The 23,620-nt window shown below is 40.4% G+C and carries 20 protein-coding genes and 1 pseudogene; 13 read left to right on the forward strand and 8 right to left on the reverse strand.

Features of this window, described 5'->3' with window-relative positions; genetic code table 11:
* Nucleotides 1-31: 31 nt before the first annotated feature.
* Nucleotides 32-2,011: an alpha-ketoacid dehydrogenase subunit alpha/beta gene (locus tag ADHAQ_RS0113575; RefSeq protein WP_026463399.1), complete on the reverse strand. Its 1,980-nt coding sequence runs from the start codon at nucleotides 2,009-2,011 to the stop codon at nucleotides 32-34.
* A 316-nt stretch (nucleotides 2,012-2,327) separates the two neighbouring features.
* Between ADHAQ_RS0113575 and ADHAQ_RS0113580 the strand changes: the two genes are divergently transcribed.
* The 7 genes from ADHAQ_RS0113580 to ADHAQ_RS0113610 all read left to right on the forward strand — a co-directional run bounded on the left by ADHAQ_RS0113580 (nucleotide 2,328) and on the right by ADHAQ_RS0113610 (nucleotide 11,839).
* Nucleotides 2,328-5,087: a SusC/RagA family TonB-linked outer membrane protein gene (locus ADHAQ_RS0113580; protein WP_026463400.1), complete on the forward strand. Its 2,760-nt coding sequence runs from the start codon at nucleotides 2,328-2,330 to the stop codon at nucleotides 5,085-5,087.
* Nucleotides 5,088-5,134: 47 nt separating this feature from the next.
* Nucleotides 5,135-6,415, forward strand: coding sequence for a M16 family metallopeptidase (locus ADHAQ_RS0113585; protein WP_026463401.1), 1,281 nt, complete (start codon nucleotides 5,135-5,137; stop codon nucleotides 6,413-6,415).
* 112 nt (nucleotides 6,416-6,527) lie between these two features.
* Nucleotides 6,528-7,007 carry a 2-C-methyl-D-erythritol 2,4-cyclodiphosphate synthase gene (ispF, locus tag ADHAQ_RS0113590; RefSeq protein ID WP_026463402.1) on the forward strand — a complete coding sequence of 160 codons (480 nt, stop codon included), beginning with the start codon at nucleotides 6,528-6,530 and terminating at the stop codon, nucleotides 7,005-7,007.
* Between the two features lie 23 nt (nucleotides 7,008-7,030).
* A complete protein-coding gene (locus tag ADHAQ_RS25680; protein WP_051359918.1) occupies nucleotides 7,031-8,680 on the forward strand; it encodes a M28 family peptidase in 1,650 nt (549 codons plus the stop codon).
* Between the two features lie 261 nt (nucleotides 8,681-8,941).
* Entirely contained in the window at nucleotides 8,942-10,330 is a 1,389-nt protein-coding gene (locus tag ADHAQ_RS0113600; RefSeq protein WP_026463403.1) for a LutB/LldF family L-lactate oxidation iron-sulfur protein, read from the forward strand.
* A gap of 146 nt (nucleotides 10,331-10,476) precedes the next feature.
* Complete coding sequence (locus ADHAQ_RS0113605; protein WP_026463404.1) at nucleotides 10,477-10,716, forward strand: hypothetical protein; 240 nt, start codon at nucleotides 10,477-10,479, stop codon at nucleotides 10,714-10,716.
* 220 nt (nucleotides 10,717-10,936) lie between these two features.
* Nucleotides 10,937-11,839, forward strand: a complete 903-nt coding sequence (locus tag ADHAQ_RS0113610) for a histone deacetylase family protein (RefSeq protein ID WP_026463405.1) — start codon at nucleotides 10,937-10,939, stop codon at nucleotides 11,837-11,839.
* A 12-nt stretch (nucleotides 11,840-11,851) separates the two neighbouring features.
* Here ADHAQ_RS0113610 and ADHAQ_RS28120 read toward each other — a convergent pair whose 3' ends face one another.
* The 4 genes from ADHAQ_RS28120 to ADHAQ_RS0113635 form a co-directional block, all read right to left on the reverse strand.
* Nucleotides 11,852-12,064, reverse strand: a complete 213-nt coding sequence (locus ADHAQ_RS28120; RefSeq protein WP_169728001.1) for a hypothetical protein — start codon at nucleotides 12,062-12,064, stop codon at nucleotides 11,852-11,854.
* Nucleotides 12,065-12,124: 60 nt separating this feature from the next.
* Nucleotides 12,125-12,841 (reverse strand): methyltransferase domain-containing protein, encoded by a 717-nt coding sequence (locus ADHAQ_RS0113625; protein ID WP_026463406.1) that lies wholly within the window; start codon nucleotides 12,839-12,841, stop codon nucleotides 12,125-12,127.
* Nucleotides 12,834-13,943, reverse strand: coding sequence for a type III polyketide synthase (locus ADHAQ_RS0113630; protein WP_026463407.1), 1,110 nt, complete (start codon nucleotides 13,941-13,943; stop codon nucleotides 12,834-12,836). The genes ADHAQ_RS0113625 and ADHAQ_RS0113630 overlap by 8 nt, the downstream gene beginning before the upstream one ends.
* A 92-nt stretch (nucleotides 13,944-14,035) precedes the next feature.
* A complete protein-coding gene (locus ADHAQ_RS0113635) occupies nucleotides 14,036-15,157 on the reverse strand; it encodes an NAD(P)/FAD-dependent oxidoreductase (RefSeq protein ID WP_026463408.1) in 1,122 nt (373 codons plus the stop codon).
* A 148-nt stretch (nucleotides 15,158-15,305) separates the two neighbouring features.
* On the opposite strand from ADHAQ_RS0113635, the gene ADHAQ_RS25685 reads away from it, so the two are divergent.
* The 3 genes from ADHAQ_RS25685 to ADHAQ_RS0113650 all read left to right on the forward strand — a co-directional run bounded on the left by ADHAQ_RS25685 (nucleotide 15,306) and on the right by ADHAQ_RS0113650 (nucleotide 18,047).
* Nucleotides 15,306-15,683 (forward strand): T9SS type A sorting domain-containing protein, encoded by a 378-nt coding sequence (locus tag ADHAQ_RS25685; RefSeq protein WP_051359919.1) that lies wholly within the window; start codon nucleotides 15,306-15,308, stop codon nucleotides 15,681-15,683.
* A 390-nt stretch (nucleotides 15,684-16,073) separates the two neighbouring features.
* A complete protein-coding gene (gene galK, locus ADHAQ_RS0113645) occupies nucleotides 16,074-17,240 on the forward strand; it encodes a galactokinase (protein ID WP_026463409.1) in 1,167 nt (388 codons plus the stop codon).
* Nucleotides 17,241-17,390: 150 nt separating this feature from the next.
* Nucleotides 17,391-18,047, forward strand: coding sequence for an SGNH/GDSL hydrolase family protein (locus ADHAQ_RS0113650; protein ID WP_026463410.1), 657 nt, complete (start codon nucleotides 17,391-17,393; stop codon nucleotides 18,045-18,047).
* An 84-nt stretch (nucleotides 18,048-18,131) separates the two neighbouring features.
* Here ADHAQ_RS0113650 and ADHAQ_RS0113655 read toward each other — a convergent pair whose 3' ends face one another.
* Nucleotides 18,132-18,527 carry a DUF6960 family protein gene (locus ADHAQ_RS0113655; protein ID WP_026463411.1) on the reverse strand — a complete coding sequence of 132 codons (396 nt, stop codon included), beginning with the start codon at nucleotides 18,525-18,527 and terminating at the stop codon, nucleotides 18,132-18,134.
* A 53-nt stretch (nucleotides 18,528-18,580) separates the two neighbouring features.
* Between ADHAQ_RS0113655 and ADHAQ_RS0113660 the strand changes: the two genes are divergently transcribed.
* On the forward strand, nucleotides 18,581-19,924 hold the full coding sequence (locus ADHAQ_RS0113660) for a neutral/alkaline non-lysosomal ceramidase N-terminal domain-containing protein (protein ID WP_071781115.1): 1,344 nt from the start codon (nucleotides 18,581-18,583) through the stop codon (nucleotides 19,922-19,924).
* Nucleotides 19,925-20,297: 373 nt separating this feature from the next.
* Nucleotides 20,298-21,094, forward strand: a pseudogene (locus tag ADHAQ_RS25690) (amidohydrolase family protein).
* Nucleotides 21,095-21,177: 83 nt separating this feature from the next.
* Here ADHAQ_RS25690 and ADHAQ_RS0113670 read toward each other — a convergent pair.
* Nucleotides 21,178-21,726: a hypothetical protein gene (locus ADHAQ_RS0113670; protein WP_026463413.1), complete on the reverse strand. Its 549-nt coding sequence runs from the start codon at nucleotides 21,724-21,726 to the stop codon at nucleotides 21,178-21,180.
* A gap of 451 nt (nucleotides 21,727-22,177) precedes the next feature.
* Between ADHAQ_RS0113670 and ADHAQ_RS0113675 the strand changes: the two genes are divergently transcribed.
* Nucleotides 22,178-22,894 carry a hypothetical protein gene (locus tag ADHAQ_RS0113675; RefSeq protein ID WP_026463414.1) on the forward strand — a complete coding sequence of 239 codons (717 nt, stop codon included), beginning with the start codon at nucleotides 22,178-22,180 and terminating at the stop codon, nucleotides 22,892-22,894.
* 115 nt (nucleotides 22,895-23,009) lie between these two features.
* On the opposite strand, the gene ADHAQ_RS0113680 is transcribed toward ADHAQ_RS0113675, so the two are convergent.
* Complete coding sequence (locus ADHAQ_RS0113680) at nucleotides 23,010-23,618, reverse strand: histidine phosphatase family protein (RefSeq protein WP_026463415.1); 609 nt, start codon at nucleotides 23,616-23,618, stop codon at nucleotides 23,010-23,012.
* Between the last annotated feature and the right edge of the window lie 2 nt (nucleotides 23,619-23,620).

Here is a 23,620-nt window from a genome sequence, read left to right on the forward strand (position 1 = left end):
GAAGCGCTTATACAAACTTATGTTCCTGTTGTTAATACGCCAGCAACTGTCTTATTTTTTCTTTGAGTTCCTGATTTGGCAGAAAGGCCTGCTCCAAAGACGCTGAAAACGGTACAGCTGTATCCAGACTAGCTAAGCGCATTACCGGAGCATCTAAAAACCGGAAGCAGTTTTCACTAATCCAGGCACTTATTTCTGCGCCAATCCCCCCGGTTAATGTATCTTCGTGCAATACCAAAACCCGTCCGGTCTTTTTCACGGTTTTTTCTACCGCTTCTTTATCCCAGGGTAATAGCGTACATAAATCCAGTATTTCAGCATTTACCTCGGGCATGGCCTGAAGCGCCTGTTTTGCCCAATGCACCCCCATACCATAAGTTATAATAGAGAAATCTTCGCCTTCGGTTACTAATTTAGCTTTACCAATTTCCAAGGTATAGTAGGCATCCGGAATCTGGCTGGCAATACTCCGGTACAGCAATTTATGTTCGAAGAACATAACCGGATTAGGATCTGCAATAGCTGCATTTAATAAACCTTTCGCATCGTACGGACTGGAGGGGTATACTATTTTTAAACCAGGGGTATGAAAAAACCAGGCCTCCGTTGATTGGGAATGAAAAGGCCCGGCGGCCGTTCCGGCACCTGTTGGCATCCGGACTACCACATCGGCATTTTGCCCCCAGCGGTAATGAGATTTTGCCAGGTTATTTACAATCTGATTAAAAGCAGAGGTAACAAAATCAGCAAACTGCATTTCGATAACTGATTTTTTACCTTTAATTGCCAATCCTAAACCGATGCCCACAATGGCCGATTCGCATAATGGCGTATTACGCACCCGTTCCTTTCCAAAGGCTTCAACAAAGCCTTCTGTAACTTTAAATACCCCACCATATTCGGCAATATCCTGACCCATTAATACCAGTTCCGGGTATTTTTCCATGCTCTGGCGTAAACCATCCGAAATAGCATCTACAAACCGTTTCTCCGATTTGTTCTCCGTTGCCGGCGCTATTAGTTCTGGCCTGTAGGGCGCATACATATCTGCTACCTCTTCTGCGGCATTCGCTTCCGGTATTGGCTCAGCAAAAGCCTTGGTTATTCCGTCTTCAATCTGGGTACGCAACTCTTCCCGAATGGTAGTCAACAGTCGTGGGGTAAGTACCTTCTCCCCTAAAAGATAGGCTTCAAAGGTTTCAACCGGATCTTTTTTAGCCCACTTCTCATACAACTCCTGCGGCACATATTTAGTACTGGATGCTTCCTCGTGCCCGCGCATCCGGAAAGTAATAGCCTCAATTAAAATAGGTCCCGGATTTTTACGGATACGGGCCGCCGCCTGGCGGATAGTATCATATACCTCTACTACATTATTGCCATCTATTTGCAAGGCATCAATGCCATAAGATGGTCCTTTATCAATAAAATAATTAAATTTAAATTGCTCGCTATTAGGAGTAGATAAGCTATACCCATTATTCTCGATCAGGAAAATGACCGGCAAGTTCCAAACGGCTGCCACATTTAAAGCCTCATGAAAATCGCCTTCACTGGCTCCCCCGTCTCCGCTATAAACCAGCGTTACTTTTTCTTTCCTATCTAATAAATCGGCCAGCGCTATTCCATCGGCAACGGCCAGTTGCGGCCCCAGGTGCGAGATCATGCCTACCAGGTGATGCTCCTTGGAGCCAAAATGAAAGGAACGGTCACGACCTTTGGTAAACCCAGTCTTCTTCCCCTGAAATTGGGCAAACAATTTATCTAAAGGAATGTTGCGGCTGGTAAAAACCCCTAAATTGCGGTGCAGGGGTAAAATGTATTCGTCGGGCTCTAAAGCCAGAGTTGTGCCTACCGAAATAGCCTCCTGCCCAATGCCTGAAAACCACTTACTTATTTTTCCTTGCCGTAGCAAAGTCAGCATTCGCTCTTCGATCATGCGCGACAGCGCTACCTGCCTATATAATTCAAGTAAATCGTCGTCAGTATATTCTTTTCGGTTAAAACTCATATAATCATTAAAATTCGGTTGGCAAAATTAATGAAAATAATGATGGCGGCACGGTAAGTTTAACTAGTTAATCATTATTAAATATTGCCACCAGAGCCCCAAAAAATAAATTTATATAAGCTTCTTAATATAGTAAATTCCTATACTTTTGTTTATCAACCTGTAGAATAAAACCTGAACACCTTTGCTTTCAGAATTGATATTATCTTTTAATAAATAATTGCATTAACACTTACTTATCCTTTAATACAGCTGAAAATTTAATATAGTAATGAGGTTCATTTTAGTTCTTATCGCAGCTTGCCTTATGCTACTAATGAGCAAGGCTGTTGGTAAGGCACCGCCCTTGCTTTACGGTAAGCTCAATAAACCAATCCTGCAGGATTCTATTTTTCCGGCCGACACATTAACCTTTGAATCTCACCTGATAAAGAAAAAAGCTATTAGCGGATCGGTAGTGCACCTAACTGAGCAACAGTTAGAGGCTGTACCGGTTCCTATTATTGATCAGCTAATAAAAGGGCGGGTAGCCGGGGTCCAGGTTACCCAAAATTCAGGGGCACCCGGGTCATCCGCTTCGGTGCGCATACGCGGCATCAATACTATTTTTGGCAATGCGGAGCCCTTATACATTTTAGATGGTGTTCCTCTTGTTCTTTCCGTGCCTAATACCTCTAATACAGCCATTGAACAACAACCTTTTTCCATTTTAGATTATATCAACCCTGGTGATATTGCCTCGATCGAAGTTTTAAAAGACGTAGGCGCCACTGCTCTATATGGTGCGCGGGGAGCCAATGGCGTTATTTTAATTACCAGCAAACGCGGTACCCACCAGAAGAAAAACAAAGTAAATTTTAACAATTATTTTGGCTGGCAAAAAGCTCCTGACCACCTCTCTTTATTAAATACATCAGAATACAGGAGCCTTATCCTAGCAGAAAACCTTTATATTAAACCCGGGCAAGAAACAGCGGACACAAATTGGCAAGATGAAATTTTCCAGACGGCTCCTCTTCAGAATCATAACCTGAGCTACAGTGGTGGCAGCCAAAATCATCGCATTTATGCTTCTGCAGCCAATACAAATCAACAAGGCACAATTCTTAATACGCAATTTAAACGTAATGCCTTCCGGCTAAACTACGATGGTAATATTACACCAAAATTAAAGATCGGAATATCAGCATTTAGAAGTAGCCTGGTTAATACTCCTATTCAGGATGGAGTTGTTGAAGCCGCACTGTTAGCGCCTCCTATTGTCAGCATTAAAAATACCCAAGGCGCCTTTAATTATACAATAGATCCGAAGTTTTCTATACACGGTTATAGAGATTTTTATAGGTTTACTAATCCTGTTGCTTATCTACAAAATATCTTATATAAAGAAAGCAATTCTTCCTGGGCTAATTTATTTGCCCAATATATTATTACCAAAGGGCTGCAGCTTAGCATAAATTACCAGCTAAATAATATAAACCAAAAAGGAAATTTCAGCTACAATTACGCTCCTATTGTTACCTACAGGGGGAATGGCATGTATAATAGGCCCTATGGTATTTATGACAATTCAATAATCACCACCAATAATTACTCCTCAAATAATAAAAGCTCCTATAAGGCGATTTCTCTATTATATAGTAAACATATCGGGCAACATAGCTTTAATTTCATAACTGATTTATCTTATCAGAGGGCCTTAAATAATGTTGACGTAACAAACATAAGACTTATAAAAAATGGCAATTCATCTACTTCTACTTCCGAAAATTTTAAAACCACTCTTAAAGGACATAATCTTTCCTCTCTAACTGCTGGATTACGCTATAACTACGCGGATAAGTATTTCGTTAATGCCAGTTTAAGTAGGGACGGATTAGGATTTTCATCAGAAAAAAGCACGTACTTTATTTCACCTGCTATTTCAGCCACTTGGCATATTTTATCCACTCCCAGCAGCACCTCAAACATTTTTTTTAATGATGTAAAAATCAGGGCAAGCTTTGGGCAAACAGGCAATCTTTTTAAACCTTTAGTTTCTCTTTCTACCGATATTCATCCTAATGATGCCCATCTGTTTCCGGTTGAGAAAACCAGAGAGCTTAATGCCGGCGTTGATTTAGGGTTTTTAAAGCACCGGGTATATATGTCTTTAGATGTATTTAACCGCAATACTTCTAACCTTTTCGAAAACATCTCTTATGCTGATGTTCCGGCTCATCCTGTTACTTATGGGCTGGAAATCCAGAACCGGGGAGTAGAATTAGCCATTAACTCCCAAAATACACGAGGGGCATTTTTATGGACAACAAATTTTTCTTTTGCCAGAACTCAAAACCGAATAACTGATTTGGGCGTTTTTGAAAAATCTGGTTACAACTTGCCGCTTTACTTGACTAAAGGAGCTTCTGTTGCTTCCTTATATGGCTACAAGGCCGTTGGCTTATATACAGATGTTCCTTCTGAACCTCCTCTTAATTCTTTTTATGATTGGCCCAATAAAGGGGATATAGAACTGGAAAATTTCCAGAACCCTGAATTAAAAGTAATTGGAACAGCTTTTCCAAAATCTATTTATGGTATTGATAATACCTTATCGTATAAAAAAATAGCATTAAATTTTCTTCTCCAGGGCGTAGCAGGAAATAACATTCTTAACAATACTTTGCCTAATTTATATAATTTCTTATCTAATGGCTTTCATACAGCAATTCCTCAAAATGCCTCATCCCAGGTTTACTCAAATTCCTGGCGCGCCAATAATACTTCAGCCACTATTCCGCGTATTAATGGCAGTTCTAATAACAGGAAACCATCTAGCTACTATATAGAGAATGGCTCCTATTTAAGGTTAAGAAGTATTACGCTTTCGGTAAACTTTCCTAAGCTAATAGCAGTAGGTAACTCCAAAATAGGAGGAAAACTGTTTATAAGTGGGCAGAATCTGAGAACCTTTACCAAATATTCTGGTTATGATCCGGAAATTGGTGGCCGCACCGCTTATGGACAAGGTATTGACAACTATAATATTCCTGTTCCACGTACTTACATAATGGGAATTAATTTAACTTTATAAAATAACTTTACTCCCGCAAAATAAGACTTGCCAGTTAATATTTATTAATGATAGATTTTAAAGAATTCACACTAGATAACGGCCTTCAGGTAATTGTGCACGAAGATTTTACCACGCCCATGGCAGTAATAAACGTGCTGTACGATGTTGGTTCTAAAGACGAAAATGAAAACCAAACCGGATTTGCTCATTTATTTGAGCACCTTATGTTCAGTGGTTCGGTTAATATCCCAAACTACGACGAGCCCCTGCAAAAAGTAGGTGGCGAAAATAATGCTTTTACCAGCCCGGATATAACCAATTATTATTTGTCGGTACCTGCTCAAAACATTGAAACAGGTTTCTGGCTGGAGTCGGACCGGATGCTGGGCCTGGCTTTTGATGAGCATGGCCTGGAAGTGCAACGAAAAGTTGTAATTGAAGAGTTTAAGCAAAACTATTTAAACCAGCCGTATGGCGATGTTTGGTTAAAATTACGTCCGTTGGCTTATGAAGTACACCCATATAAATGGGCGACCATTGGTAAGGAAATTTCGCATATTGCCGATGCGCAGATGCAGGATGTCCGGAATTTCTTTAACAAACATTATTCACCTATCAATGCCATTTTAGTTATTGCCGGTAACATCACTTTTGATAAAGCAAAGGAACTTACCGAAAAATGGTTTGGCCCGATTCCTTCCGGTGTAAAGTACAGCCGGAACTTACCGCAGGAACCAACACGGAAAAAAGAAAAAATAGCAGAGCATACCGCCAAAGTACCTTTAACCGGCATATATAAAGCTTACCTAATGCCCGGCAGAATGGACAAAAACTATTATGCCGCGGACTTATTAGGTGATATAATGGGCAGAGGAAAATCTTCTCGGTTATACGGCAAACTGGTAAAAGAAAAAAAATTATTCAACTCCCTTAGTGCTTCCTGCACGGGCTCTACCGATACCGGGCTGCTTATTATTCAGGGGAAACTGAATAAAGGCGTAGATGCCAAGGAGGCTAATGCGGCCATAGAAGCCATTACCCAAGAAATGATGGAGAACCTGGTGAACGAGGAGGAGCTAACAAAAGTAAAAAACCAAGCCGAAGCGTCTATTGTTTTCTCTGAAATTGATTTACTGAACCGGGCCATGAACTTAGCCTACAGCAAATTATTAGGAGATACCAACCTGGTAAACCAGGAAGGCGAAAAAGTACAGGCAGTTACCGCTGAAGATATTTTAACACAGGCCAAAACAGTTTTACGACCTGATAACTGCACTACACTATATTATTATGCTGATCCGGCTATTGCCTCCCAAAACGTAGACCTTTCAGACGAAGAAGAATAAAAAAATAACGCTTCTAAAATCCTCTCCTGCACCGGAGAGGATTTTTTATGTACACATTGTGCTCTTCAATTTGTAATTTTGCCCGAATCAGCATTAAACAAGTATAGCATAAATGAAAATCAGAACCGGATTTGGTTACGATGTGCACCAACTGCGCGAGGGTATTGACTTTTGGTTGGGTGGCATTAAAATTCCTCATACGCACGGAGCTTATGGCCACTCCGACGCAGACGTATTAATCCATGTAATTTGTGATGCCTTATTAGGAGCCGCCAATTTGCGCGACATAGGTTACCATTTTTCGGATAAGGATCCGCAATACAAAGGCATTGATTCTAAAATATTATTAAAGCGAGTAGTTGCGTTACTTGCCGAAAAAGGTTATTCGATTGGCAACATTGATTCTACTATTTGCCTACAGGAGCCAAAAGTAAATCCTCATATTCCGGCCATGAAAACTTGTTTGGCAGAAGTCATTAATATTCCGGAAGATGATATCTCCATTAAAGCTACTACCACGGAAAAATTAGGCTTTGTTGGCACCAAAGAAGGCGTTGCGGCGTATGCAACGGTCCTTATTCAAAAAAATTAATTTAAGCAGTATTCCCAATTTATATGTATAAATATTTAGTTCCGGTTGTTCTTTTATTAGCGGGTGCACCTGGTTGCACGAAAAAGGCTATTACCAGCACTACATCCAAAAGCTCAGCCAACAACCAGATTAACCTCGAACAGTTACGAACAGCGGCCCCAACGTATGCGGCCACTATTACTCCCGAAGATTTAACCAAACACTTAACTATACTGGCATCGGATGAATACGAAGGCCGGGAAGCCGGCGAAAAAGGTCAGAAAATGGCTGCCGAATACATCAAGAATCAATTTAAAGCAAATGGATTAGTTGGCCCGGTTAAAGGAGGTCCGGACAACTATTTACAATCTTTTGACCTGGAAAGAGCTAAATGGGGCGAGGTGTATGTAAGAGTGAACAATAAAGCCTTTAAATTTATAGAAGACTTTTATGTTTTAGGCGATACTCCTTTTGATAAGGAAACCAATATACCAGTAGTTTTTGCCGGATACGGCATAGAAGATAAAAAGTACTCTGATTACAAAAACCTGGGGGTAGATGTAACAGGTAAAGCAGTAGTTATTTTTGCCGGAGAACCAGTAAACAGCCAAGGCCAATCCCTGATTACCGGCACAAATGAAAAATCGAACTGGGCTACCGACTACCGGAATAAAGCAGCTCTTGCCCGGGAAAAAGGAGCTAACGTGGTAATTTTAATAACCGGCAAGACTACTGACAATTTCAAAAAAACAGCGGAAGACTTGCGACCATCTATTATGCGCGACAAAATTGGCAGAAAAAGAGAAGGAAATCCTGCCTTTAAATTGGTACCTACGGTGTTTGCTTCGCCTGATTTAGGAGCTGCTCTATTAGGTTCTTCAGTATCAAAGCTAGGCGCATATTTAACCAACGGTGCTACTACAACCCGCAAACCTGCCTTTTCGGTAGCTAAAACAGTAACGATACGAGCAGAAAAACTACGAACCCCTGCTCCTACCGAGAATGTTCTGGGCTATTTAGAAGGAACCGACAAAAAAGAGGAGTTAATAGTAATAACTGCTCACTATGACCACGTTGGTAAAGAAGGAAACAAAATTTTTAATGGGGCCGATGATGATGGCTCTGGCACGGTGGCGGTTTTAGAAATGGCCGAAGCGTTTGCTAAAGCCAAAAAAGAGGGCTTTGGTCCACGACGTAGTATTTTATTTATGACCGTAACTGCCGAAGAAAAAGGGTTGCTTGGTTCAGAATATTATGTCAATCACCCGGTTTTTGCGTTAACCAATACGGTAGCCAACTTAAATATTGACATGATTGGCCGGTTAGATCCGGAACATGCTACTAACAAAAACTATGTGTATGTAATAGGGTCTGATAAATTATCATCGGAGTTGCATGCCATAAGCGAACAAACAAACAGTACGTATACCAAGCTGGAACTAGATTACAAATTCAACGATCCGAACGATCCTAATCGGATTTATTACCGGTCTGACCACTATAACTTTGCTAAAAACAAAATACCGGCAGCATTTTACTTTAACGGCGTTCATGAAGATTACCACAAAGAGACCGATGAAGTAGATAAAATCTTATTTGATAAGGTGAAAAAAATAACTGATTTGGTTTTCTATACGGCTTGGGATTTAGTGAACCGCGAAGAGCGTATAAAAGTAGACAGCAATAAACCCTGATTGTGCTGTTGCCCAAAACCTGCCTGTCGGAAGCTAAAGGCTATACCGGGCCACCTAACTAATTCTAAAAAGCTTTTAACAAATAGCCAGAGAAGATTAGATTTAAAATCTAGCCTGCTCTGGCTATTTTTGTATTTTTAAAGTAATTTTAAAGACAAAAATTCGTATTTTATAAAATACCTTTTACTGTCGGGATTTAAAATAAAGCAGCAGGTTTAAATATTTGCTTGAAGACGACGAGTAATCGACGACAAACTAAAAATGGGAACGAAACTAAAACAATTTCTGCTGGATGCCGAATCAAAAGCGTTTGATATGGACCACCGGCAGAAAATAAAATTTAATATAGGTAAGTATAATTTTGCGGTTCAGAACGGGCTGAAACAATATCTAGATCATGATGCGGCAAGGGCCCGGGCTTCTTATATAAAATCCAACGTTATCAACAACCTGGATAAATACCTAAACGAATTTGAGCGGAATTTTACCAAACGCGGCGGCAAGGTTATTTGGGCCCAGAATGCGGAAGAAGCACTTCGGGAAATAGGCCAGATTATGAAACGTAAACGGGCTAAATCTGTAGTAAAATCTAAATCAATGACTACAGAAGAAATACACCTGATTACTTACCTGGAAAAAAATGGCATTGAAACCGTTGAAACTGATCTAGGGGAATACATAGTACAGTTGGCCGAGCAACGTCCTTACCACATTGTTACACCTGCCATGCACATGTCTAAAAAAGACATTGCTGATTTGTTTGTTAAAAAACTTAAAATTAAACCTACTGATGATGCGCAGGAACTGGTATTAACGGCCCGGCGGTTGCTCCGGAACAAATACACAACGGCCGAAGTAGGTATTACGGGGGGCAACTTTCTGATTGCTGATATTGGCGGGGTTGCAGTTACGGAAAATGAAGGCAACGGCAGATTATCTACCACCTTTCCTAAAACCCATATTGCCATAGTTGGCATTGAAAAACTTATTCCTAAACTAACTGACCTGGACTTGTTCTGGCCGTTATTAGCCACGAGTGGTACCGGGCAGAATGTAACCGTTTATAACACTATATTTACCGGCCCACGGCAACCCCAGGAAAAAGATGGTCCGGAGGAAATGTTTGTTATTTTGTTAGACAATGGCCGCTCAGATTTGCTGGCTTTACCAGAGAAGCGGGAAGCCTTAAATTGTATCCGATGCGGAGCTTGTTTGAATGTATGCCCGGTTTATAAAAATATTGGCGGCCATACCTACGAAACTACTTACAGTGGTCCTATTGGTTCGGTAATATCGCCACACTACAACGGCATGGCCGAACACAAACATTTAAGCTTTGCCAGCTCCCTATGTGGCGCCTGCACCTCAGTTTGCCCGGTTAAAATTAACCTGCATAACCTTTTGCTATTAAACCGCCAACAAAGCGTAGCTGAAGGCCACGTTGAAAAGCAGGAAAAAATGGCCATCAAAGCCTGGGAATTTGCTATGACCCACAAATCGTTAACCAATATGGTGCCAACAGGTTTAAAGAATTACGGGTTGCGGCTTATCCAGAAGAATACCTGGAGTAAAAAACGGGAGCCGCTTCAAGCGCCTACCAAAACTTTTAAAGATCTCTGGAACGACCATATAGATAAAAAGAAATTTTAATAAAAAGGCCCCAGTAATTTGGGGCTTTTTTATTACAGCTCCAGTATAACAAGAAATTTAACTCAAAATAATCCTAATACTAAAGCTTGGTTACTGGCGTTAGGGAAGAACTATTTTATTCTTTCTTTTTCACCAATAACAATTGCATGAAGAGTATACAAGCTTTAGTATATACCTGTATCTTATCCATTAGTTTATCTGGTTGTGCCACTATATTGGGCGGACCTATCACTACAAAACAAATACGTAAACCTCATCCTGGCCAACCAAAAAGAGATATGCGACCGGGTTTTGTAGCTTTAGACCTGATTACAGGTGTGGTACCCTTGTTTGTAGATTTAGCAACCGGAGCCATTTATAAACCACCCAAGCACAGAGGAGAGTAAAAATTTTGCTTTTCAAATTCATTTTAATTTTTAACCAGATATTACTTTGGTTAATTCTTTCTTTTATGATTTACGTGCATATTTACCTTTACTAGCTGCTACCAATAAGTGTTTATATAGTTATAATCCTATAAATATATTTTATTAAATAGTAATCCAATAAAAATTTTAACACTTAAGGTTTGTAAAGGTTATATAGGAAATATTAGACCAGAAGCCCATGCTTAAAATTGCCTGGACAAAAAAATATGCGCATGCTTTGCCAGAAGGCCATCGGTTCCCGATGCTGAAGTATGATTTAATACCCGAGCAGTTACTTTACGAAGGCACCATTATGTCTGCCAATCTTTTTGAACCCGAGCCGCTAACGGACGAGGTAATTTTACTTACCCATGACCAGGATTACTGGAACCGGCTAAGCCAATTACAGTTAACGGCTTCTGAAATCAGGAAAACAGGTTTTCCTTTATCGTCGGAGTTAGTAGAGCGGGAAATTATAATTATGAATGGCACCGTTCAGGCAGCCTTATTTGCTTTGGAACACGGTATAGCCATGAATATAGCTGGCGGCACCCACCATGCTTTTACCAACCGCGGCGAAGGCTTTTGTTTGTTAAACGATCAGGCAATAGCAGCAAATTATCTGCTCCACCACAAAAATTTTAATAAAATACTGATTATTGATTTGGATGTACACCAGGGCAATGGGACCGCTCAGATTTTTCAGCATGAACCTCAAGTATTTACGTTTAGCATGCATTCCGGCCACAATTATCCTTTTCATAAAGAAAAATCAGACCTGGATATTCCCTTACCCGACGGCACGGAAGATGAAAAGTACCTAACTCTTTTACACGAAACTTTACCAGAGCTGCTGGATAAGGTGCAACCCGAATTTATTTTTTATCAATCTGGCGTAGATATTCTGGCAACTGATAAGTTAGGGCGTTTAAAAGTAAGCATGGCTGGTTGCAAAGCCCGCGATCGGTTTGTGCTGGAAACCTGCCACCAGAACAAACTACCAGTAGTGGTAAGTATGGGAGGCGGCTATTCAAAAAAGATTACCGACATTGTAGAAGCTCATGCCAATACATTCCGGTTAGCGCAGTATTTATATTTTTAAAATTGCCTGAAGTTAATCCCGGCTTTTCAGTTTATCTGAATTAGAATTTTGTTTTCCTGATGATAGTAAGCTTTTCAGCAGGAAATATATGATGGGCGTAACTACAGTTAAAAGCAGTAAATAAAAAGCTGCTTTCATTATTTTAAGCGTAATGGAAATTAGTAAAGTGGCAATAAAAAGGGAAGCAACGAGTAATATCCAGAAAGTAACTGATTTCTTTGTCATGGATGGTAGCGCCGTGGCCATTAGTGAGAAGACTAAAATAAGGAGAAACTTGTTTAAAACTTACCTTTTATAAAGAATTATTTGCCACCGGAATGCCCATTGCCATTGCAAGGAGTAAAATTGAATACCTGCCTGAGCTAGTATTTTTATTAATTCAGGACGGCGGAAGGCGCGTAATACGGATAGTGGAGCATCGTTTTTAACTAAATAAGAGCCTGAGAAAGCTTGTGTAAGCCATTTAATAGAATAATAAGCGAAGGGATGCCGGTGTAAATCGTTAATGATAACGGCTAATTTTGCCTGCTTATGTAGTTGCCGCAACAGCTTAACAAGTTGCTCATCGGTAAAGTGGTGGCAAAATAAACTGCAGATTATTACATCAAATTGCTGTTGTTTAAATTCCTCTGCGTAAATATTTTGCTGCTCCACCTGAACATTAGCATACTCCTTACACTTCTGGGTAGCATAAGAAACCATAAAGGAGTTTGCATCTACTCCAGTTAGGTTTACCGGAATACTTTTTCTTTTGGCCCAAACAGCTACTTCCCGTAAAATATCGCCCCCACCACAACCTATATCCGCAATAGTTAAGGTCGTATCAGGTAAATTTTTGTAATAATACTTTTTAAGCACTTTATGCAGCCCATTGGTTACAACCTGGTTACCGCCCAACCACTTATTAATTATTTCCAGTTCGTCCAAGTTCTTACGGAGAGCTTCATTGGACAGATTAAGATCGTCCATTAACTCCAGCTCCTGAGAACGCTTTTTAAACATGCTGTACCTTTAAAAGCATAGATTCCAGCGTGAGTCCAGGACCAAAAGCAAAACTTAAAACAGGCGCGCCTTCGTGCTCCGGTCCAACCGACTCTATTAAAGCTTTTAATACAAACAATACCGTAGCCGACGACATATTGCCGAAATTTTTCAAGATGTCGTAGGCAAACCGGTTTTCGTGCCGCGTAATTCCCAGCTCCATTTCAATACACTCCAAAATTTTCCGCCCTCCCGGATGAATGGCAAACAAGTTGATTTCCGTAAAATTAACATCCAGATTAGCCAGTAAATTGGATGCCAGCTGCCGGATACCTTTTTTGATCATTTCCGGTACGTAAGAAGATAAGGTCATCTCAAATCCAAAGTCGGATATATGCCAGGCCATTTCCTTTTTGCCTGCTGGTACCAGATCGCAATGAAAAGATTCCATGCGCAGGCAAGTACTTTCAGTTGGGCGGGCTTGCACCAAAACCGCCGCTGCGCCATCGCCAAATAAAGCATTAGAAATAAGATGATCAGTTTCGCGGTGTTTCTGGAAATGAATGGTACATATTTCGGTGCAAACTACCAGCACCCGGGCCAGCGGATTAGCTTTACAAAAGGCATCAGCCACTTTTAAACCATTAAAAGCAGCATAACAGCCCATAAAATTAATGGCTGTGCGCTGAATGGTGGTGGGCAGGTGAAGCTCTTCTAAAATCTCAATATCCAAACCAGGAGCATACATTCCGGTGCAGCTAACGGTTATTAAGTGCGTAATGGAGCTCAGGGTAACTTCCGGGATATGCACTAAGCAATCATTAATAGCCGCTACCGACAGTTGTAAAGCATGTTGCTTGTAAGCATCCATCCGCCGCTTTACCGTGGGGAAAGGCTCCAGGTCCGGCGTATTAGGGAAGAAAGTATAATCCCCGTTTTGGTTGTTGAAGTCATCCAAAACCGAAAAACGCTGTTCAATACCAGATGCCCGATAAAGCGCCATTAGCTTCCGGGTTTCGGCAGAGTCAAAATTCAGGGCATTAGCCATAAACTGCGCTACCTGCATTTGCGGTATTAGCACAGATGGGTTTGCAGTTCCAATTGCGCAGATATAACTCTTCATTGTGCTATTATAAACAAATTAAGCTCAAATTGTTTTAATAAAATTTTAAGTGGCTAATACTGGCGCAGGTTTAAAATATATAATCAAGAATACTAAAAAGGCCTACCATGAGTTTGTTGCATCAGAAGCCGGACACCCGCCGGTAAATGCTTAAACGTACTTACCAATAGTTCGGTTAACATGGGGCGGCCAAACATGCTTTGTACCATACGCCCTACCCATAAACGGGTAGCAAAGCTTTGCTCCCAACTTTTAGTATAAGCTAGTTCTAATTGGCTTCGGGAATATTCTCCGGCCACAAACTTTATTAAATGATCGGTTAAGATTTTACCTGAGTGCATGGCCATGGCCATGCCATTTCCACATAATGGAGTAATTAATCCGGCTGCATCCCCACATAATAAAACATGATTCTCTACGCAAGATTTTGGCGCAAAAGAAATCTCGTTTATAACCTCTGGCTGCAAGTACAGAAACTGGGCTTCTTTAAAAATAGCCTTCAGGTACGGATTCTGGGCTAGTATTTGCGTCTCCATATTTTTAATAGATCCGGCAGCTTTTAGATTTGCCCGGGTAGTGAGGTAACAAAAACAATATTTATCTTCTTCTATTGCCGAAATACCTGCATAACCATCTTTGAAATTATGCAAAGCAATCAGGTCTTTGGGGAAATTATATTTTATGTGATACTTAACCCCTACATAAGGGGAGCTTTTGGTAAAAAAACGTCGGTTTAACTGCCGGTCCAGGTTAGTCCGTTTACCATAAGAACCTATTACTAAATCCGTTTCATAATGCTGACCGTTGCTTAACTGAAGCAGGAATTTATCTTGATTAAACTGCAAGTGCTGAACAGCCGTTTGTTCATAAATTTTTACACCTGCCTTTTTGGCTTTATTGGCTAGGTAGTTATCCAGGGTGTAGCGGCTAATGCCAAAACCACCTAAATCTAATGGTGCTGATAAGGCGTTACCAGTAGGAGAGGTAAGCAAAAACTGGTTAATGCGGGCCGGTTGCAATTCTGCTATATCAATGCCAAGACTTTCTAAAAAAGGAAGCACTTCATTGGAAATGTATTCTCCACATACTTTATGAAAAGGAAAAGATTTCTTCTCAAAAAGCACCACCTCCAGGCCAAGCTGGGCCAGACGGATAGCACTTATCAGACCCGCTAAACCACCACCAATGATTGTTATATTTCCAGAATTTTTGATAGTTCAATACAAATATAAAAAATGTCCAATAACTTATTTACCCATTATACTAAAATCAGCAATCTAAAATAATATAATCCAAAACTTTAATAAATAATACACCGTTATACCTTTTACTAAATTAATAGATTGGTATTAAATACTTTATATGAAGAAACTTATACTTATATTAAACATACTCTTACTATGCACAATTGGATGGTCACAATCAAGTTATCCCGTTGAGCTGGCTAAAGAAAAGCAACAAGTTGCCCCAAGTACTACCCGCCTTTCAAATCCGGATATTTTAGTATATCCCAATCCCAGTAATGGCATCATTCATTTAGCGTTATCAGGTTTTAAAGGCCGCAAAACAGAAATACGTATAATGAATGTAATTGGCAATGTTGTTTACCGTGAAACGTTAAATGATGTAGATGAACAATTTACAAAAACTATTGATTTAACCAGGTATGCAAACGGTTTGTACTACGTAAAACTTCAGGCGGATGATTATAGTGAACTCCGAAAAGTAATTATAAATTAAGTTGACTATAATAATATAGCGGTGGTTATAGGGCTGGTATAACCTCTTCTTTCATTCAAGAATAAAACCTTAAATAAGCTTTATCTTTTGCCCGGACTCTATTACGGCCCGTGCTTATAAAGCTGCACCACTACTGTTTTTCAAATTAATAAAAACCTACCTATATATTTACCTCATTTTGGTTTTCATAATCCTTTTGCCGAGGAAATCTGCTTAAAAAATATTTCCTCCTCCACTTTCACCCTTAAAAATCAGACATGAAAAGCTTTATTGGTTTTTAGTTGACGGGTTTACAATAAGCGAGAACTTATATTCTATTAAAACCAAATATATTTGCTTGCGTCTAGTAAGGGCAACAGTTTGTATTTTGTATTCTAAAGATATTGCAGTATGATAACTGATCTGAAAAAATATATTGAAAGTACCAGTAATTATTTTCAGGAAAAATTTAGTGCTACCCCAACCCTGGTGGCTTATGCTCCTGGCCGGATTAATATAATCGGCGAACATACCGATTATAATCTAGGCCTTTCAATGCCATCAGCTATTAACAGGTGGGTAATTGTTTGCCTGCGGCCGCGGCCCGATCAGCTTATTTCCATTATAAGCCAGAACTACCATGATAAGATGGAATACACCATTGGAGAAGCCTATGTGCCTAGCCACAGCTGGCAAAAATACACCTACGGCAGCATAACTATTTTTGGTAATCAGTTTAAGTTGGATAAAGGTTTTGACGCCGTGATTTGGGGAAATGTACCTATTGGTTCCGGAGTGTCGTCTTCGGCGGCCATGGAAGTAGCGCTGATGAATGCTTTACGGGCTGCCTATACTGCTGACATAGATGACTTGGCATTGGTAAAGCTATGTCAGCGCGTAGAACATGAATATCTGAAAGTTAACAGTGGCCTGCTCGACCAATACGCTTCGCAATTTTCCCGGGAAGGCAAATTAATGATTTTGGATTTTAACCAATTATCTTCTGAGTATGTAGAGGCTGACATGAAAGATTGGGCCTGGATACTAACAGATTCAAAAGTTAAACGGGAGTTGGCTGGCAGTAAATATTCGGAGCGGGTACAGGAAACTGCTAACGCATTAGAGGAAATAAAAAGCAAGAACCCCAACGTACAAGGCTTCCGGGACATTACCGCTGCCGATCTGGAGCTGGTGACGGATCCGGTACAGCAAAAACGTATTCGCCACCTAATCCTGGAAAACCAACGGGTTTTGGATGCCGCCGAGGCCTTACGGCAAATGAATTTTGAAGAATTAGGTAAGTTATTAACTGCTTCCCATGTATCGTTGCGCGATGACTATGAAGTAAGTTGCCCGGAATTGGATTTCTTAGTAGATACCGCTTTACAATTGCCTTATTGTGCCGGTAGCCGTATGATGGGCGGTGGTTTTGGAGGGTGCACCATTAGTTTAGTCCGAAAGGATTCTGTGCAGAAGTTTAACACCTTTATGACCGAAGAATATATCCGGGAATATGATATTATTACCGAAATAAACAACTATCAGCTAGTAGATGGCGCTGGTAGTTATACCTGTTAGATCATTTTGACTTTTTCCTTAATAAAAAAGCACAAGACAAAAACTTGTGCTTTTTTATTGGAGGCCATTCTGCCCGGAATTTATGGCAAAAATATATAAGGCTTTTGCATAACTTTCTGTACCTTCCTTTCTGAATTAATCTTTTATTACATGAAGCAACTGTTTTTAATTTGCGTATTGGTTTGCCTTATATTTAGCCTTAAAACCCATGCCCAAAAATTTGAAAGGTGGGAGCCCGAAATGAAGGCATTTGAGGAGGCAGATAAAAGTAATCCTCCTAAAAAAGGTAGTATTGTTTTTACCGGCAGCTCTTCTATTCGGTTATGGGAAAACTTAAACGAATATTTCTCAGGTAAAAATATAATTAACCGCGGCTTTGGAGGCTCTCAAACTTTTGAAGTGACTCATTTTGCCGACCGGATTATTACTCCCTATAAACCAAAACAAGTAATAATCTATGTAGGCGATAATGATTTAGCTTCCGGAAAATCAGCAGAACAGGTAGTTAATGACTTTAAAGATTTATTCACTAAAATTCGCCAAGGCACACCTAAAGCCAAAGTAACGTTTATTTCTATAAAGCCCAGCCCATCCCGGATGAAATTTGCACCGCAAATAAAAGCGGCGAATGAACAGATTGGAGCGTTTCTGGCCTCTGAAAAAAATACCAGCTTTATTGATGTTTATACGCCCATGATGTTATCCAATGGCAAACCAAATCCAATCTTGTTCCGGGCCGACAGCCTGCATATGACGAAACCAGGTTATGATATTTGGGCAAAAGTAGTAAAGCCATATTTAAAATAAGCTGACCACCAGGTTATGCAGGGAAACACTTACGGTATTTCCTGCATTCCCTGTCGTTCATAGCTTCTTATGTCTGCTACCTAACTAAACAGGTCTAAGTTCTTCCGCGGTATAATGGCGCTCGATCTCTTTTTTTCCTTCCCGAACCTGGTAGTAAGCCCGGTCCTCGGGGTAATTCCAGTAAATATTAAATATTTCGCCGCGTACCCGAAACTGGCCCGGCGTCCGGTTAACTTCTTCTACTAAATCGCCAAAGCTAAAAGGCAATTTGCTTACTGAGCGGTACAAATCAGGTTCTACTTTAAATTGTTTATGGCCGTATTGCAACAGAATCCACTTGTCATTCTCATCTATCTTCTCAAAAACCTTGTCGTGCGGCTGTATGGCTTCAAAATCCTGCCGATTGGCTGGATGAATATATGAATAACCATGGGCCGGAAACCAAGGGTATAATCCAAACTCTATTGCTTTGCGGAGCATCCTTTGTACTTTTAATCTGCAATTTTACGTTGCAAAATTAGTTTAAGGAAACCGTGCAATCAAATAAAATACAAAAGCAGCATTTTTGGATTCTTCTTTTCATTTGGCTAGTGGGGCTGCCAGCTTGTTTACCCGTAAACCGTACTCCTTATCAGCAGAAAAAATATTACCGTAAAACTACGGCTGCCATTCAGAATTTACCTATTCTACCTATAGTCCCCGATACCATAAAGGCGGGCTGGGCTAAAGTTAATATTACCCCAACTACACAGGCACCCATGGCAGGTTATGGCAAGCGTATGGGCAAACGGTTAGAAGGCATTCATGACTCTATTTATGTACGTGCCTTTGTATTTAAAAACCACCACCAAAAGGTTGCCTTTGTAACCATGGACTTACTCATTGTACCCATGGCCGTAACCAAAGCTTTACAAAAACAACTGGCTACCCTTGGTTATAGCAAAAACCAGATATATTTAACCGCCACCCATTCGCACAGCAGCATGGGCGGCTGGGCCCGCAAACCGGCAGGTTATTTAATGGCAGGTAAATACAGCAAAATTATTGTTCAACATCTTTCTCAATCTATTACAGAGGCGGTGCAACATGCTGAACAAAGCGCAGCTCCAGCCCAGATTGGCTTTTCTGCTTTAAATGCTGATAAACTTGTCAATAACCGGTTGGTAGGCGAAAAAGGCGGACGAGATACTTTTCTACGCTTGCTCAAAATCAGAAAAACAAATGGCGAAACGGCTTTACTATGTACCTACGCTGCCCATGCTACCTGTTTGCCCGCTGCTGAGGTAGCCATTACGGGTGATTACCCCGGTGCGTTTGTGAGACTACTGGAAAAACAACCCGGTATTAATTTTGCCGCATTTGGAGCCGGTGCGGTAGCCAGTCATAGTCCGGCGGCACCGGGAACCGGTTACGAGAAAGCCAATAACATGGCCGAAGGCTTGGCCAGCATTATCAGAACTGATTTCGAGGATATCCCTTTAGCCTTTCAGTTCAAACTTAGGGCAGTTTCTGTGCCTTTGTACCTGCGCAGCCCGCATTGGCGCTTCGCTAAAAACTGGCGGTTCCACCCAGCTTTATTTCACCTGGCCTTTGGCAAATACCCGGCAACTTTAACCGGAATGCGCCTGGGCAATATGCTCTGGATTGGAACGCCTTGCGATTTTTCGGGGGAATTAGTACCGGATATTGAAAAACAACTTGGAACAGGCAATGACAAATTACTAATAACCAGCTTTAATGGCGGCTATATTGGGTACATAACACCCGATAAATATTACGACCTAAGAAAGTATGAAACCCGGGACATGAACTTTTTTGGACCTTATAACGGCGCCTACCTCTCCGAAATGATTACTTTACTACTAAAGAAGTTATAAACCAACTATTTAAGTTGACAACCACTAAAGAAATGTTAAATTTGGTTTATGCTCATACTTTGTCTTTCCTATGAAATCTAAGATAGTAGCGTCCCTATTCTTTTGCTGCACGCTAAGCTTTGGTCTTACACTTACTCTGCAGGCTCAGGATATAACTTTTGAAGAATACGAACCTATATCTGGTTTAAAAGTACCGGATCACCCTACCAAACGGGCAAAATATCCCTTTATAGATATACATAGCCACCAAAACGCTAATATGAGTAAAGCTGATTTAGCCAGACTGGTAAAAGACATGGATGCGCTTAACCTGCAAACCATGGTTAACCTGAGTGGCGGCAGCGGGAGCGAACTAAAAAGTGGCGTAGCCAATATGAAAGGCAACTACCCAACCCGTTTTTTGGTTTTTGCTAACATAAATTTTAATAATGTTGATGATCCGGATTTTGGCAGAAAAGCAGCTGCCCAACTAGAGCAAGATGTTAGGAATGGGGCGCAGGGACTTAAAATTTTCAAGAATCTGGGGCTGACCGTTACAGATAAAAACGGCAAGCGTATTCAAACCGACGACCCGCGGCTGGATCCAATCTGGGCCAAGTGTGCGGAGTTAAAAATACCGGTACTTATTCATACAGGTGAACCTAAACAATTTTTTGATCCGCATGATAAACACAACGAGCGTTGGCTGGAGCTAAAACAATTCCCTAACCGGGCCCGCCCTGCCAGTAAATATCCTTCCTGGGAAATAATTATGGCCGAACAGCACCGTATGTTTAAAAAGCATCCTAAAACTATTTTTATAAATGCTCATTTAGGCTGGATGGCGACTTGGCCCGCCTTGGTAAATTGATGGACGAAATGCCAAACATGTACACCGAAATTGGAGCTGTATTAGCGGAACTGGGCCGGCAACCGCGTTTTGCCCGCGACTTTTTCGTAAAATATCAGGACCGTATTTTGTTTGGAAAGGACATTTGGGAACCCACAGAATACTATACTTTTTTCCGGGTTTTAGAAACTCAGGATGAATACTTTGATTACTACCGGAAGCGCCATGCCTTTTGGAAAATGTACGGTATGGGTTTACCTGATGACGTATTAAAGAAGGTGTATCATAAAAATGCCCTTAAAATTTTCCCGGGAATTGATTCTAAAGCCTTTCCAAATTAATACCTGTTTTAGGTAAAACAGAAAAGGTAACTTTATAAATAGAGAAGCCTGCTTCTCTCTCAAGCAGGCTTTCTCATCTTAAATTAATCGTTTCGTTTATTCACTTTTACCGGGTTATCAGGGTTATTCATCCCCTCGTGGCCACTGCTTTTTCCGCCTCCCCGGCCATCTGCATCTCCACCTTTCCGGTTAGCACTTCCGGTAACAGCCCCTGGCCCGGAATCCTGCCGGTTCCATCGGGTTTGCTTAATATCATCAGAATAATCAGAGTTATTATACCCGTATTTCCAATCCTGATCGCTACTCGAACCATCTTTTAAAGTACCGGCACCGCGCACTTCACCAGACTTGGTAGCCGAGCCTTCTTTATTGGTATTAAAATTATTTTCTGATTTATAACCTTGTTCCCCGGCTTTGCTTTGATGTTCTCCGGGACCACCTCCCTGACGACCTAGCTTATTGTCACCTGAGTCGGTAACTTTATGCCGTTCGCCGCTCTTAAATTGGGCAGTAGTACCGTTATCGTCGCCGCTTGGATGCTGCACGGCTTCATCCATATTATGCTTGCTATGTATATTATCAGGCGAGCGATGATCGCCATTGCCACTGTTTCCTTTATGATTTCCCTTCATGATCTTCTGTTTTAAATGTTCAACTAAAAGCGGAAGTAATTACGTTTACGAGCAGAAAAAGTAGAGGTTAAGAATTAGATTATTAAATACTTAATTCTAATCACTTAGGCTTTTTTGTTAGATACCCTTCAATTCTCTACTAGTAACCTTGTATAATTTTAAAAGAAAAAGAAAAGTACTTATTCCTACAAATCATGCTTACTTTGGCCCCAGCCTCTTTAGTGTCACTAAATTTGAAATCTTTTTTTACCTATAACAGCAAGAAGTTGATCAGGTACTTTACTATCTATTATTTTTTTTAGCTACTCTTTTTTTATTGATTTATTAGCTTAACTAAATCAGCTTCTTCCTTAAAATAAGGTTACAAATTTTTTTTTGCCTGCCGATTCTTATATATATTAGAAGTAACTAATATTAAAGAATTAAGCATGCTTTTTGTTTAATCTTATTTATGCTCTTGGTATTTGTTAGTTGTAAAAAGACAAAGGACGAAACTCCCTCATGCTTATTAACAGAAATAAATACCGGAGGGTTAAACTACATCCTTACCTACGATGGGGCTAATATGGTAGCTATAGGTAACGGTACATCAACAGGTGCCCTGATGCATTATAATGCATCAGGGCAAATGATACAGCAAGAAAGACCTCTGGAAAATCCCTACACCCGCTTTACATACACCTATAACAATTCAGGAAAAGTAGCAAAACAGATTACTTATTTCAAGGAAGGCCCGGACTGGGTATATAAAGGAAAGGTACAGTATAAGTATACAGATAAACAGCTTACATCTATTCAGGAAGAAAGTACCTTTAACACATCCGGCACAATTTATAGTTACGATATTACCTGGACTTCCGGCAATTTAACCACCCTGACTTCCCGTATCGGATCACAGGTTTTATGTAACTATACTTATAGCTATAATTTAAAAAAGAAAAACAATCTTAATGCTGTTAGTGATTTATATTTTATAGATTTACCGGATAACTTTGTTAAGTTACCTTTTTATCTAAGTACAAATCTGCTAACTAAAGCAGATAGCAATTGTTCTGGCACAAGCAATTTAATAAGGCTTTTCACTTATACTTTAGATGAAAAAGGGCTTATCCGGAATGTTTACGAGGGTAATCAGCCAATCTGGAAATTTGCTTATACCTGTAATTAAACTTTCTTCTTTGAATCAGAAATAGATTTACCTCTTTTATTTAACTTGATAAAATATTACGGCTGGCACATTCCGACGGGTATTATAAATAAATTTAATCCCGTTGTAAATCTGATTACAATGCGGAATAACGTGCATTTTTTACTAATTCTGTAACAGCTAAATATCCATTGCCGCCTTTTCTTATAACTTTCCAGCCCATTTTTACCAAAGACCTCCTGATAAATATGTTCAGCATGCCATGAGCTACTAAAACCGTCCGTATTTCCTCTTCGGCATAATGGGCTAAGATTTCAGCCGCTTCCTTTGCCCGCTGGCGGGCTTTATTATAACTTTCAATCTCTTTGTTATTAAGGCCCATGAGCCATAGCAGGCGTGCCCCGGCCAACCAAACACTAATAGGAAAACGAAAGAGTGGTAAGGCTAAAATTTTACGCTCACATTCATTAAAAATCTTATCTTCTACTAACTCTACTTCCGGACCAAATAAAGCTAAGGCCGTTTGTTTGGCCCTTGGTAGTGCACTGCAATGTACCCGCTTTATCTGTTCAAAAAGCAACACTTTTGGTTTATTCAAAATAGCTTCAATCCCAGCTGCATCGTATTTCGACACAAACTGGGTCGCCTGCTTATGATTAAACCAGCCCGAGCGGGAAATAGCTGGCTTATAATGCCGCACCAAAAATATATGTAAGGTAACCTTAGATGTATTTTGCTGCGGCATTA

The organism is Adhaeribacter aquaticus DSM 16391, assembly GCF_000473365.1.
GTDB classification, from domain to species: domain Bacteria; phylum Bacteroidota; class Bacteroidia; order Cytophagales; family Hymenobacteraceae; genus Adhaeribacter; species Adhaeribacter aquaticus.